This window comes from Microbispora sp. NBRC 16548 (assembly GCF_030268985.1).
GTDB classification, from domain to species: Bacteria; Actinomycetota; Actinomycetes; order Streptosporangiales; family Streptosporangiaceae; genus Microbispora; species Microbispora catharanthi.
The window spans coordinates 57,513-70,955 of the sequence record NZ_BSSF01000004.1; the positions used below are offsets into that span (position 1 = coordinate 57,513).

The 13,443-nt window shown below is 68.7% G+C and carries 11 protein-coding genes; 7 read left to right on the forward strand and 4 right to left on the reverse strand.

Annotation, left to right across the window (positions count from 1 at the left end; translation table 11 throughout):
* Nucleotides 1–59: 59 nt before the first annotated feature.
* The 7 genes from QSK36_RS11345 (at nucleotide 60) to QSK36_RS11375 (ending at nucleotide 8,897) form a co-directional block, all read left to right on the forward strand.
* Nucleotides 60–1,520, forward strand: a complete 1,461-nt coding sequence (locus QSK36_RS11345) for an acyl-CoA carboxylase subunit beta (RefSeq protein WP_285782347.1) — start codon at nucleotides 60–62, stop codon at nucleotides 1,518–1,520.
* A gap of 936 nt (nucleotides 1,521–2,456) precedes the next feature.
* Nucleotides 2,457–4,013: an AfsR/SARP family transcriptional regulator gene (locus QSK36_RS11350; protein ID WP_285782348.1), complete on the forward strand. Its 1,557-nt coding sequence runs from the start codon at nucleotides 2,457–2,459 to the stop codon at nucleotides 4,011–4,013.
* A 53-nt stretch (nucleotides 4,014–4,066) separates the two neighbouring features.
* Complete coding sequence (locus tag QSK36_RS11355) at nucleotides 4,067–4,315, forward strand: hypothetical protein (protein WP_285782349.1); 249 nt, start codon at nucleotides 4,067–4,069, stop codon at nucleotides 4,313–4,315.
* A gap of 165 nt (nucleotides 4,316–4,480) precedes the next feature.
* Nucleotides 4,481–5,752: a beta-ketoacyl-[acyl-carrier-protein] synthase family protein gene (locus QSK36_RS11360; RefSeq protein ID WP_182897878.1), complete on the forward strand. Its 1,272-nt coding sequence runs from the start codon at nucleotides 4,481–4,483 to the stop codon at nucleotides 5,750–5,752.
* Nucleotides 5,749–6,960 carry a ketosynthase chain-length factor gene (locus tag QSK36_RS11365; protein ID WP_285782350.1) on the forward strand — a complete coding sequence of 404 codons (1,212 nt, stop codon included), beginning with the start codon at nucleotides 5,749–5,751 and terminating at the stop codon, nucleotides 6,958–6,960. Before QSK36_RS11360 ends, QSK36_RS11365 begins: the two co-directional genes overlap by 4 nt.
* 18 nt (nucleotides 6,961–6,978) lie before the next feature.
* A complete protein-coding gene (locus tag QSK36_RS11370) occupies nucleotides 6,979–7,242 on the forward strand; it encodes an acyl carrier protein (protein WP_183537903.1) in 264 nt (87 codons plus the stop codon).
* A 20-nt stretch (nucleotides 7,243–7,262) separates the two neighbouring features.
* Nucleotides 7,263–8,897, forward strand: coding sequence for an FAD-dependent oxidoreductase (locus QSK36_RS11375; RefSeq protein ID WP_285782351.1), 1,635 nt, complete (start codon nucleotides 7,263–7,265; stop codon nucleotides 8,895–8,897).
* 128 nt (nucleotides 8,898–9,025) lie between these two features.
* Here QSK36_RS11375 and QSK36_RS11380 read toward each other — a convergent pair whose 3' ends face one another.
* From QSK36_RS11380 to QSK36_RS11395, 4 genes are read right to left on the reverse strand one after another with little or no spacing between them, the layout of a single operon-like run.
* A complete protein-coding gene (locus QSK36_RS11380; protein ID WP_285782352.1) occupies nucleotides 9,026–11,032 on the reverse strand; it encodes an ABC transporter ATP-binding protein in 2,007 nt (668 codons plus the stop codon).
* Between the two features lie 32 nt (nucleotides 11,033–11,064).
* Nucleotides 11,065–11,787 (reverse strand): TetR family transcriptional regulator, encoded by a 723-nt coding sequence (locus QSK36_RS11385; protein ID WP_285782353.1) that lies wholly within the window; start codon nucleotides 11,785–11,787, stop codon nucleotides 11,065–11,067.
* Between the two features lie 24 nt (nucleotides 11,788–11,811).
* Nucleotides 11,812–12,819, reverse strand: coding sequence for a Gfo/Idh/MocA family protein (locus tag QSK36_RS11390; RefSeq protein WP_285782354.1), 1,008 nt, complete (start codon nucleotides 12,817–12,819; stop codon nucleotides 11,812–11,814).
* Complete coding sequence (locus tag QSK36_RS11395; protein ID WP_041952834.1) at nucleotides 12,816–13,439, reverse strand: dTDP-4-dehydrorhamnose 3,5-epimerase family protein; 624 nt, start codon at nucleotides 13,437–13,439, stop codon at nucleotides 12,816–12,818. The genes QSK36_RS11390 and QSK36_RS11395 overlap by 4 nt, the downstream gene beginning before the upstream one ends.
* Nucleotides 13,440–13,443 lie beyond the last annotated feature (4 nt).

Here is a 13,443-nt window from a genome sequence, read left to right on the forward strand (position 1 = left end):
GCGCTGGAAACCCCGTTCTCCTTGCTTTCGATCGGACGGATGACCACAGGAGCCCGCGTATGACGACGACAATCCCGCGATCGGAAACCGGCAGCGAGAACACCCGGGACCCGCGTGTCCGAGTAAGGAAACTGCTCGACCAGGATTCCGTGGAGGAGTTACGGCCGGCCGACGACAGCGGAGCCTATGCTGTCCGCGGGCAGATCACGGGCCTGCCGGTGGTCGTTTACTGCAGCGACGCCACGACGATGGGTGGCGCGATGGGCACGGCGGGCTGCGACCACATCGTCGCGGCGATCGACACCGCCGTGCGGGAACGGTGCCCGGTGATCGGCCTGTGGCACTCCGGCGGCGCAAGGCTCGGCGAGGGGGTGCAGGCGCTCGACGGAGTCGGCAGGGTCTTCGCGGCCATGGTCCGGGCGTCGGGCAAGGTGCCGCAGATCTCGGTGGTGCTGGGCCCCGCCGCAGGCGGCGCAGCCTACGGCCCCGCACTGACCGACATCGTCGTCATGGCGCCCGAGGCGCGGGTCTTCGTGACCGGTCCTGACGTCGTACGCAGCGTGACCGGGCAGGCGGTGGACATGGTCACGCTCGGCGGCCCCGAGCTGCACGGCAAGGACTCGGGCGTGATGCACGTCGCCGCCGACGACGAGGCGGACGCCTATCTCAGGACACGCCGGCTGACCGGGCTGCTGGCCGACCCCGGCGGCCTCGATCTCGCTCTGCTCCCCGAGCACAGTCCTGATCTGCGCGCACTGCTTCCTGACGAGGCCAGACGCGCCTACGACATACGGTCGGTCGTGCACGAGATGCTCGACCGGACGATCTCCCCCGACGCCGAGCTGCGCAGCAGCTTCGAGGAACTTCAGCCGAGATGGGGACCGAGCATGGTGGTCGGGCTCGGCCGGTTGGCCGGCGGCACGGTGGGGGTGGTGGCCAACAATCCACTCCGGCTCGCCGGTTGTCTCGACTCGGTCAGTGCCGAGAAGGCGGCACGCTTCATCCGGATGTGTGATTCCTTCGGCATTCCACTCGTGGTCCTCGTCGACGTACCCGGCTATCTGCCCGGGCTCGGACAGGAACGCGGCGGTGTGGTGCGGCGGGGCGCGAAGCTGCTGCACGCGTTCGCCGAAGCCACCGTGCCACGGGTCACCCTGGTGCTACGCAAGGCGTACGGCGGCGCGTATGTCGCGATGAACTCGCGGGCTCTCGGCGCCACCGCCGTGTTCGCCTGGCCGCAGGCAGAGGTCGCCGTCATGTCCGCTCAGGCCGCGGTCGGGATCCTGCATCGTCGGCAGCTCGCCGCCGCCGCCGAGGACGAGCGGGAAGCCTTGCACGATCGGCTGGCGGCGGAACACGCGCGTGCCGTCGGGGGCGTGGACCGGGCGGTGGCGATCGGCGTGGTGGACGAGGTGATCGACCCGGCGTCGACCCAGCGCCGGCTCGCCGCCGCGCTGGCGGCCGCGATCGCCACACGCGGCGGGAATTCGGCAGGACGGCACGGAAACATTCCGCTGTAAACGAACCTCCGACGGAATCGATATATCAAGGCCATCCCGGTGAATTGTTAGTCCATTGCGGATGAACGCGCATTCGCGATCACGGACGCGAACAGTCACTGTGATCGACACTATGTGTGACTGTGGATAACTACAGGTGGTCAAGATGTGCCTCGACCGACTGCTGACAGGGGAAGAGCGATCGCTCGATGCCGGGCTGTTTCCGCAGGTAGCGCCTGTGCTCACCTTTCGGTCCGGCCGGGATTGCGTGCAGCGGTGGTTTTGACCACAGGTGACCTCTTGATCCCCTGTGGAAAATTTGCCAGAATAAGTACCGCACGGGGCGATGTTTGTGCGGTTTGCTTGTGAAGCAATTTCGCAAAGCAGTGTTCGATGGCTGCAGGCGGGATCTTGGGCGCTTTTTCCGTGGGCCTTCATGTCGCGCGGAGCAGGTGACACCGGCCGTTCACCCCGTTGCTTCCTCCTGGGCGAGGTATCGGCGCGACCATGACCTGATCAATGAGATCGGAGGCATGAAAGGCGTGAGGGATATGTCGAAAGCCTGGAACGGGATTCCTGCCGATGGCGACGGCTCGCTCGGAACACGCCTGTAGCGCCTGTCCGGATCAAAGACTTTCTCTACTGACTTGCGCACGCCGGGAGAAGGCTTCCCGGCGAAGTTGAGATCGCATGTGCGGTGGTGTGTTCTGCCGGCTCGGTGATCTCATTTTCCGGCGATGCGAGAAACGGGGGATCAATGTGAGTCACATCATCAGGTGATCTTCGGCTCTTGACTGGGGACCGCTGCGACGAGCGGTCATCCAACTCCCTTGTCTCCGGCAAGCCGGCATCGGCGTGGGTGTACAGCCGCGCGCCCTCCGGCGGCTTGCCCGTGTCCACGTGGTGGGGTGCCGCGTGCCCGAGCCACTTTGTCGATCATCGCTGCGAGGTCAACTTATGCGGTTCACATTGCTCGGTCCGCTGGAGATCGTGACATCGGAGGGCTCGCTGACTCCCTCGGCGCCTATGCTCCGGCGCGTCCTCGCCCTGTTGCTCTTACGCGCCGACACGGTCGTACGCAGTGGCGCGTTGGTCGAAGAGCTGTGGGGCGACCGGCCTCCGAGGAGCGCCAGAACGACGCTGCAGACGTACATATACCAGTTGCGCAAGCTGTTCGGCAGCTTCGAGGCAGGCCAGGACGCCTGCGGCTCACTGGTCCTGCTGACCAAGCCGCCCGGCTACGAGCTGCAGTTGGGCGAGGACGACCAGGTCGACGTGTACGAGTTCGAGGCGCTGGTCAATCGCGCGAAGGCCTGCCGCCACGAAGGGCTCATCGAGGACGCGGTCGACGCGTTGAACGAGGCGCTCGGTCTCTGGTCGGGGGCGGCGCTGACGGATGTGGAGAGAGGGCCCCTGCTCGACGCCGAGGCGACTCGGCTGGAGGAGATCCGCAAGGAGGTCCTGGAGCTGCGGTTGGAGCTCGACCTGCAGCTCGGACGGCATCACGAGGTCGTCAGCGAGCTGCTCTCGCTGGTCAGCGCGAATCCGGCACACGAGGGCTTCGTGGCCAAGCTGATGCTCGCGTTGGTGCGCTGCGGACGCCGGGCCGAGGCGCTGGACGTCTACCAGCGGACCAGGGCCGAGCTGGTCGCCGGGCTCGGCCTCGAGCCGTCCACCGAGATCCAGCGGCTGCACCACTCGATCCTCAAGGGCGACGGGGAAGTCGGCCACCAGGTGTCGGCCATGGCGCCCGCCTCGCCCGCACAACTGCCGCCCGCGATCACCGACTTCGTCGGCCGTACGGGGGAGACGAGGACGCTCCGGTCGGCCGTGGCCGGTGACCGTGGGCTGAGCATCGTGCAGGTCCTCGGTCCGCCCGGCGTCGGCAAGACGGCGTTCGCGCTCCAGGCGGCACACGAGCTCCGGTCGTTGTTCCCCGACGGGCAGTTCTACGCGAGCGTGGGCGACCTGGGCGACTGTGGCCGTGGGCTGGCGGACATCCTGGCGGGCTTCCTCCGCAGTTGCGGGATCCCACCGGACCGGTTGCCCCCCGGGCTGCGGGAACTCAGCAACATGTTCCGCACCTGGACCGCGGACCGCAAGGTTCTGGTCGTACTCGACGAGGTCCTCGCCGCCCGGCACATCCGGGAGCTCACCCCCGGGGGTTCGTCATGCGCGATGCTCGTCGTGAGCCGGACCCGGCCGACCGCGATGCCCGGCATGGTCAACATCAGCCTGGGGCCGCTGCCCGAGGACTCGGCGCTGGAACTGCTGGGCCGGCTGATCGGTCCCGAGCGGGTCGCGACCGAACCCGAGGCCGCGCGGACGCTCATCCGGACCTGCGACCGGTTGCCGCTGGCCCTGCGTGCGGTGGCCGGCCGAATCGCCGCACGGCCGCACTGGAGCCTCGACCGGATGATCGGCCGGTTGAGCCGGTCCGACAACCTCCTGGTGGAGCTGGGGAGCACGGGGACGAACTGCTGGCCAGCGTCGAGGCCAGCCGCCGCCAGCTGAGCGGGATCACCCGCGACGCGCTCGACCTGGTAGCCGGACTGTGCGGGGAAACCGTGACCCCGGCCGTCGTGGCCGACCTGCTCGACGTCCGGGTGGCCGCGGCGGAGACCCTGCTGGAGCAGTTGGTGGACGCCAGTCTCATCGAGGAACAGACGTCCACGCGGGAGGGCCACGAGTCCGGCTACCGGGTTCCCGCGCTGTTCCAGGCCGCGGTCCGGCAGCTCGTGGAACCCTGGGATGTGCCGCAGGCCAGACCCGTCGGGCCGAGCACCAGCCCGCTCCGGGAGCCCGCTGACGTCTGACGAACGGCACGGCCACAAGCGGCACGTCACCCACTCATCGGGCGACGTGCCGCTTGTCGTCCTGCGGGGCGAATTCGGTGGGCTTCGAGTCCCGCTCTAGGCGCTTCCTTCAGCCTTACACCGACCACAGTTGGTATCCCTACTTTCCCCCGCTAGGAGGCCGTGGTGAGCCAATGTCGCGTCGTGATAACAGGGATCGGCGTTGTGGCGCCGGGCGGAATCGGTAAGAAGGCGTTCTGGGAGCGGATCACATCGGGAATCAGTGCGACCCGCCCCATCACTTCTTTCGATCCCTCGCCTTACCGATCCCGGATGGCCGCCGAGTGTGATTTCGACCCGAGGCAGGAAGGCCTTCGCCCACAGGAGATCCGGCGAATGGACCGGGTCACGCAGTTCGCGGTCGTCGCCGCCAAGGAGGCGATCGCCGACAGCGGTTTGGACATCACCTCCGGTCAGGCACACAGGGCCGGGGTGAGCATCGGGTGCGCGGTCGGCTGCACGCAGAGACTCGAGGAGGAGTACGTCACCATGAGTGACGGCGGCCGTCATTGGCTGGTGAATCACACCTATGGCGTGCCGCATCTTTACGACTACTTCGTGCCCAGCTCAATGGCCGCGGAGCTGTCGTGGCTCGCCGGGGCCGAAGGGCCGTCGACCGTCGTCTCCGCGGGCTGCACGTCGGGGATCGACGCCATCGGATACGCGTGTGAGCTGATCCGTGAAGGCACCGCGGACATCATGATCGCGGGGGGTGCGGACGCGCCCATCGCGCCCATCACCGTCGCCTGCTTCGATGCGATCAGAGCGACCTCGCGGCACAACGACGACCCGGCCGGGGCGTCCAGGCCGTTCGACGTCACCCGCAACGGCTTCGTCCTCGGCGAGGGAAGCGCCGTGCTGGTGCTGGAGGAACTGACCGCGGCCGTGGCCCGGGGCGCGCACATCTACGCGGAGATCGGCGGATTCGCCGGCCGCAGCAACGCCTATCACATGACCGGTCTCCGGCCGGACGGCGAGGAACTGGCAGCGGCGATCACCGCGGCACTGGACGAGGCGCGGCTGAACCCGGAGTCGGTCGACTACGTCAACGCACACGGCACGGCGACCAAGCAGAACGACCGCCACGAGACAGCCGCGTTCAAGCGCAGTCTCGGTGAGCACGCCTACCAGGTGCCGATCAGCTCGATCAAGTCGATGATCGGCCACTCTCTGGGGGCGATCGGCTCGATCGAGGTCGCCGCGTGCGCGCTGGCCATTGAGCACGGCGTGGTGCCGCCCACCGCGAATCTGCACTCGCCTGACCCGGAACTGGGCTTGGACTACGTGCCGCTGGTCGCCCGCGAGCGGCAGGTGGACGTGGCACTCACGGTCGGCAGTGGATTCGGTGGGTTCCAGAGTGCGATGGTGCTGGCGCGTCCTGCGGAGGCGGCGGCATGACCAGGACGGTCGTCACGGGAATCGGGGTCGCCGCACCCAACGGAGTCGGCCTCGACACGCACTGGTCGTCGACTCTGCGCGGTGAGAACGCGATCCGGCGGATCACCCGCTTCGACCCGAGCCCGTATCCGATCCGGCTGGCCGGCGAGATCGACTTCGAGGTCGGCGGCCGGCTGCCGAGCCGGCTGATCCCGCAGACCGACCGGATGACCCAACTGGCGCTGGTCGCCTCGGACTGGGCGCTGGCCGACGCCGGGGCCGACCTGGCCGGCATGCCTTCTCTGGACGCCGGGGTCATCACGTCCAGCTCCGCCGGCGGGTTCGAGTTCGGCCAGCACGAACTGGAAAAGCTGTACAGCAAGGGGCCGAACCACGTCAGCGCCTACATGTCGTTCGCATGGTTCTACGCCGTCAACACCGGGCAGCTGTCGATCCGGCACGGCATGCGCGGTCCGACCGGGGTGTTCGTCACCGAGCAGGCAGGTGGTCTGGACGCGGTGGCGCAGGCTCGCCGCAAGATCCGCGGCGGTCACCGGCTCATGCTCACCGGCGGGATCGACGCTTCCCTGTGCCCGTACGGGCTGGCGGCCTACCTGGCGAGCGGCCGGGTCAGCCTCGGGGACGACCCGGACGCGGCCTACCTGCCGTTCGCGCAGGAGGCGACCGGAAGCGTGCCCGGCGAGGGCGGAGCCATCCTCGTCCTGGAGGACGGGGACGCGGCGCGGCGTCGTGGGGCCGAGATCTATGGCGAGATCGCCGGCTACGGCGCGACCTTCGACCCCGCGCCCGGGTCCGGCCGTGAGCCGACGCTGCGGCGTGCCGCCGAGATCGCCCTCGCCGACGCCGGCGTGCGGACCGAGGACATCGCGATGGTCTTCGCCGACGCCGCGGCGGTTCCCGAGCTCGACCGGGTCGAGTCGGACGCGATCGTCAAGCTGTTCGGTCCGCACGGTGTTCCCGTCACCGCCCCGAAGAGCATGATCGGGCGATTGTCCTCGGGTGCCGCCGCACTCGACCTCGTCGACGCGTTGATGGCGCTGCGAGACGGCGTCGTGCCACCGACCGTGAACGTCCGGTGCCCCGCGCCCGGCTACGACATCGACCTGGTGATCGGGGAGCCGCGCCCGGCCAGGGGGACGGCGGCACTCGTGCTGGCCCGGGGATACGGCGGTTTCAACGCGGCAATGGTCGTTCGCTCAGCCGGTTAACAGATCAGGAGGATCTCAATGACGACGTTCACCCTCGAGAACCTGGTGCGGATCATGCGCGAGTGCGCGGGCGAGGACGACGCGGTGGACCTGGACGGCGACGTCGCGGACATGGAATTCGAGGACCTCGGCTACGACTCGCTGGCGGTCATGGAGACCGTGAGCCGGATCTCCCAGGAATACCGGGTGTCGCTGCCCGAGGAGTCCGTGTCCGAGGCCAGGACGCCCGCCGAGCTGGTCGCCCTCGTCGTCGAGCGCCAGCAGCAACCGGCACAGGCGTGACGGGCGAAGGGGAGGGTCCGGTGGCGGACGAGCACGTTTCCGTACTGATCGTCGGTGGTGGCGGGGCAGGCCTGGCCGCGGCGCTGTTTCTCGCCCGCCAGGGTGTCCGGCCGCTACTCGTGGAGCGGCACGCGCGCACGTCGATCTACCCGAGGGCGACCGGGCTCGCGCCGCGAACCAGGGAGCTGCTGCGTACGGCCGGGCTGGACGAGGTCGTGCTCGCCGCCGGCAGCGTGATGGCACGCAACGGCGGGAAGGTGGTGGTGGAGCGGCTGGCCGGCAGTGACCTCGGCACGGCCACGCGCATCTCCCCCGTCGCCGACGACGCCGACGCCGTCGACGTGGTCGGCTCGGTCAGCCCGATCACCAGCACCAACGGCATCTGCCCGCAGGACGAGCTCGAACCGATCCTGCTCGCCTCGGCCAGGGAGCACGGCGCCGAGGTGCGCTTCGACAGCGAAGTGGTGGATCTGCGGCAGGGCAAGGACTCGGTCACGGTCACCGTGGCCGACCGGGCGGCCGGACGGACATCGGTGATCACCGCCGACTACGTGATCGCGGCGGACGGTGCGAACAGCTCGATCCGGGAGCGGCTGGGCATCGGCACGACCGGGCCGGGTCCGCTGGGCGCGCCGATGATCACTGTGCTGTTCCGGGCCGATCTCACCGACCTCGTGCGCGGCCACGAGTTCGTGGTGTGTGAGATTCGCTGCCCGGGTGCCGAGGGGCTGCTGCTGGCGATCAACAACACCGACCGCTGGGTGTTCTACATCTCCTGTCCCCCGGACAGCGGACTGACTCCCGAGGACTTCCCGCCGGAGCGCTGCCTTCAGGTCGTCCGCCAGGCCATCGGCCTGCCGGACCTGGACATCGAACTGCTCGCGGTGATGCCATGGCAGGCCGCGGCGTTCGTGGCGGACCGCTTCCAGCAGGGCCGGGTGTTCCTCGTCGGCGATTCCGCGCACGTGATGCCGCCCAGCGGTGCGTACGGGCTGAACACCGGCATCGCGGACGCGCACAACCTGGCGTGGAAGCTCGCCTTCGCCCTACGGGGGAAGGCGGGGGCCGGGCTTGTGGACAGTTACGAGCGGGAGCGCCTGCCGGTCGGCCGGTTCACCGTCGAGCAGGCCATGCTCGTGCAGCGCAACCCGCGGCTGCACTGGGATCTGAAGTCCTCTCTCGCCGAGCGGGAGCGGTTGGGCATGGCGCACCCGGTGGTCGTGTCGCTGTGTCCGCAGTACGACTCCCCGGTGATCGTCTCGCCTCGGCCAGGCCTGCCCTCGATCAGCGATCCTGGGCTCAACCTGGACGGGCACGCGGGCAGCCGGGTGCCGCATCTGTGGCTCGGCGGGCCTTCCGGCGCGCGGATGTCCACGCTGGACCTGGTCGAGTCCGGTTTCGCCCTGCTGTGCGGACCGGCAAACCAGATATGGCAGGAGGCGGCCGAGCCCTGGGCCGACCTGCCGCTGGCGGTCCACCGGCTGGCCGAGGACGGTGACCTGGTCGACGAGGAGCGGCGCTGGCCTGCCGTCGCCGGCATCAAACCTGACGGCGCCCTGCTCGTCCGGCCCGACGGATACGTGGCCTGGCGCGCGCCGTCCGGTGACGACGCCGCCTCGCTCGACGCGGTCATGCGTCAGGTGCTGGGCGGATAGCACGGCGCCCCCGGATTGATGGCACGGCTGAGCTGATGGCACGGCTGGGCTGGCGGCACGGCTGGACAGCCGGCGCGGCGCCCCTGGACGGTGGTGAGCGAACGACCACCGGCCAGGGGCGCCTTTGTTCATGACCCGACGGCTTTCTCGTCATCGAGGTACGCCGACGCCTGCAGGGTGAACAGTTCGGCGTATCTGCCCTCGAGCCGCATCAGTTCGGTGTGGGTGCCGTCCTCCACGAGCTTGCCGTCCTCCAGGAACATGATCCGGTCGGATTGGCGGACGGTGGAGAAACGGTGCGAGATGTAGAGCGTGGTCTGCCCTGCGGCCAGGGCGCGCAGCCGGGTGAACAGATCATGCTCGGCCTGCGCGTCGAGCGCGGAGGTCGGCTCGTCGAGCACGAGGATCGCGGACTTGCGCATGAACGCTCTGGCCAGCGCGATCTTCTGCCATTCACCGCCGGACAGACTGACGCCCTGGTCGAACCACCGGCCGAGCGGGCTGTCGAAGCCCCGGGGCAGCCGCTCGATGCGCTCGGCTATCCCGGCCCGCTCGGCCGAGTTCACGATCGCCTCCCTGTCGTCGAGCTGCGGCAGGTTGCCGAGGCCGATGTTCTCGCTCGCGGTGGCCTGATAGGTGACGAAGTCCTGGAACATCGCGCTGATCCTGGCGCGGTACTCCTCCGGGTCGTACTCCCTGATGTCGGTGCCGTCCAGGAGGATCCGGCCTTCTGTCGGGTCGTACAACCGGCACAGCAGCTTGATCAGGGTGGACTTGCCCGCGCCGTTGCGGCCGACCACCGCGACGGTCTCGCCCGGACGGATCTCGAAGCTGACCCGGTCGAGTGCCTTGACATCGGATCCTGAGTAGCTGAACGAGACCTCCTCGAACCGCACGTGACCGCGCACGTCCGCCGGCATCGGGCGGGGCTGCTCCGGCCTGCGGATCGCCGGGCGGGTGCCGAGAAAGCGGTACAGCAGGTCCAGGAACAGGTTGTTCTCGTACATGCCGCTGAAGCCCAGGAACAGGCCCTGGACGGAGCTCTGCACGGCGGCCGCGGCACCGGTGTACAGTGCGAGATCACCCAGGGTGAGCCTGCCGGAGACGGCCTGCAGCGCGATGTAGAGGTAGATCGCGGAGCTGGTGAGGGTCGTCAGCATGCTCCAGGCGGCGGCGGCCATGTTGCGGGTGCCGATCAGCTTGCGCTGCCGTTCGTAGTAGACCTGGCCGAGCCGGCGGAACCGGTCGACGAGATAGCCGCCGAGCCCGAAGTGCTTGATCTCCTTGGCGTACGTGTCGGTGGTGACGAGTCCTGCCAGGTATTCCATCCGGCGGCGGATCGGGGAACCGAGGAAGTTGAACGCGAAGCTCCGGGCGGAGTACCGGGTTTGCGAGACGAACGCGGGGATCGGGGTGACGAGCGCCACGACCGCGAGCAGCGGGCTGATCGCGATCAGCAGGGCGATCATCGTGCAGAACGTGATCACGGTCTTCACCAGGCCGAACGCCGAGTTCATCATCGACAGCGGGCGGCTGGGCGCCTCCTGGTCGGCCTGCCGCAGCAGATCGTAGGACTGGGAGCCTTCGAAGAAGGCGAGATGCAGGTTGCTGGCGTGGTCCATCACCTTGTGCCGGATGGTGAGCACCATCTTCTCTTGCAGCAGTTGCTGGGCGATGTTCGTCAGCGACGTGATGACCGTGGTCAGCGTGAAGAGGAGGAACTGCAGCGCGGCCACTGTGATGATCTTGGTGATCGACGTCATGGCGATGCCGGGGAACAGCGGCACCGTCAGCATGACGACGTCCGGACGGTGCTGGGTATGCACCTGAATGCCCTCGACCACCGAGTCCATCAGCAGCTTCGTCATGAACGCCGAGGCGGTGGGCAGCAGGCCGCTCACGACGGTGACCACGCCGATCACCACGGTCAGCACCGGACTGGCCTGCCACGTCAGCCCGATCACGCGCGGCAGGCCGCGCACGGTGCCGACGGAGGTCTGCCGAATCCGTCGCCACCGTGACCTCAGGTCCCTGGGCTGTTTTCGCGGTTTGGGGTCCGGAATGTCGATGGGGCCGGTCAGCCCGCTATCGGCGACGCTGGTCGGGTCGTCCAACCCGAGTGGAAGGCGGCGCATCGCCGATTCGATACCGCCTCCACCTTGATCCACTAAGCACCGCCCCGAAACTCGGCCGGCAGTTTGGTGTGGTCGAACGCGCCGTGTAGGAACAGCCTGATCAGCGATGCCAGGCAGATCGGTTCGCTGTCGGCGTCGGGCCGGTGAGACCGGGCGAACAGCAGATCCAGCAGGACGCCCGCGAGCTGGTCGGCGGGCAGGCGCAACGCGGGCTGCTCGGGCGCGAACAGTTCGGCGAGCGCCGCTCTGGTCGCGGCGATGCCGGCGACGCGGCTGCCCCGCTCGCGTGGTTGCCCGGACGCCTCACCCCGCTCGCGTGGTTGCGCGGACGCGTCGCCTCGATTGCGGGGGCCGCTGCGGAAGCCGGAGGCGGCCACCGCGCCGAGCACGCGGCCCATTCTGTCCATGTGCGCCTCCATCGCGGAGGCGGCCTCGTGCAGCCTTTCGTGCAGCGAGATCTCCAACGGGATGGCGCGGATGGCCTCGACCACGTTGTCCGGCCGCAGCGCCTCGGCGATGCACGCTTCGAGAAGCTCGTCCTTGTCCTTGAACGCCCGGAAGATCGTGGCTTCGCCGATCCCGGCCGCCGCGGCGATCTGGCTGGTCTTCACCGCGGCGCCGTACTCGGCCACCAGCGGCAGGGTCACGTGCACGATCATGGCGCGGCGTTCCTCGGGGCTCATGCTCGGGGCCCGGCGCCTGGTCGGCTGTGCGGAGGGGGCTACGTCAGTGTCATTCGGCTTGGGTTTCGTCATGCCCCAACTGTACGAAGTGAGTGCTCACTCCGTCAAGGCGTCCTCGCCTACCCGGATCATCCGGGACCCGGCCAGCACCTCGTCGACGAGGCGGGCCTGGCGCAGGGTGTTCTCCGCGTCGAGGGCCAGGTCGCGGCCGTCCCGCAGGGCCTGCGTGAAGTGGCGCACGACGTTGGCGAACTGATGGTCGGCCGGCAGGACGCGTTCCTCCCTGTGGTCCTGGCGTTCGATGTGGACCACCGGCTGGTAGCTCTCCGGCGGTGTGAACACCCGGTCCAACAGGATCCTGCCGGTGCTCCCGGACAGTTCATAGGTCGAACGGTAGGAATGCTCCATGCCGAAGGTCAGCTGCGCGGCGACTCCCCGCGGCGTGGTCAGCAGGATGCCGCCGGAGCTCACCACGTTCCTGCGCGTGTCCCACCGCAGCACTCCGCCGGCGAAGCCGAGTTCCGGGCCGAGGAAGTGCAGCGCGGCGCGGATCGGGTAGACGCCGACGTCGAGCAGCGCGCCGCCCCCCACATCGGCCTGATAGCGGATGTCGCCCGCGGGCTTCGGAGGGATCGTGAAAGCCGCGGCGAACGCCCGCAGCTCGCCGATCGCGCCGTCCGCCAGGAGTCGCCGCACGGTGGCGTGCTGCGAATGGTGGAGGAACATGAAGTTCTCGAACAGCAGCAGGCCCCGCGACGCCGCCAGCTCGACCAGTCTGCTCGCCTGCCGGTGACTGGACGTCAGCGGCTTCTCCGCCAGGACGTGCTTGCCCGCCAGCAGAGCCTGCTCGATCCATTCGGCGTGCAGCATCGCGGGCAGCGGCACATACACGGCATCCACGTCGGATCGGAGCAGCAGGTTCCGATATCCGGTGACCGCGTCGCAGCCGAACCGCGCGGCGAACTTCCGCGCCTTGGCCTCGTCGCGGCTGGCGACGGCCACCAGCCGGACATCGGGCTCGGCCGCCATCGCGGGAAGCATCCGCCGCCACGCGATGTCCGCGCAGCCGAGCACGCCGAACCGCACAGGACCTGTGATGCTCACTTCGACTCCGATGGGACCCTGCCGCCGTCCAGCGACGGGCGGACGTCACGGCACTGCTGGTAGGTGGGCAGCAAGCCCATCGCGACCGCCTCGTCCAGAGTCGGTGCCACCCTGTCCTTCTCCGACATGATCGGCGGCTCGGTCAGCTTCCACGGGATTCCCAGCTCGGGGTCGAGAGCCTGCACGTCGATCATGGTGCCGTGCACGTACTCCTCCGCGCACACGTAGTTCATGCACGCGCCCTCGGTGAGGGCGAGGAACGCGTGCCCGAGTCCGTCGGCCAGGTAGACCGCGATGCCGGACTCCTCGTCCTGGATCGTGGTGTCGTACATCCCGAACGTGGGCGACCCGACCCGCAGGTCGACCACGACGTCCAGCACCCGGCCGCGTACGCACGTGATGAGCTTGGCCTGCCCCGGAGGCACGGCCGTGCTGTGGATGCCGCGCAGGGTGTTGCGCCTGGAGACCGAGTAGTTCACCTGCATGACCGGAAACGGGCGGCCGATCGCCTCGGCGAGCTCGCTCATCCGCCACGCCTCGTAGAAGTTGCCCCGCACGTCCGGTATCCGTTCTGGCCGGATGCGGTAGGCGTCCGGAATCGCCATCTCGGTGATTTTCATGGCT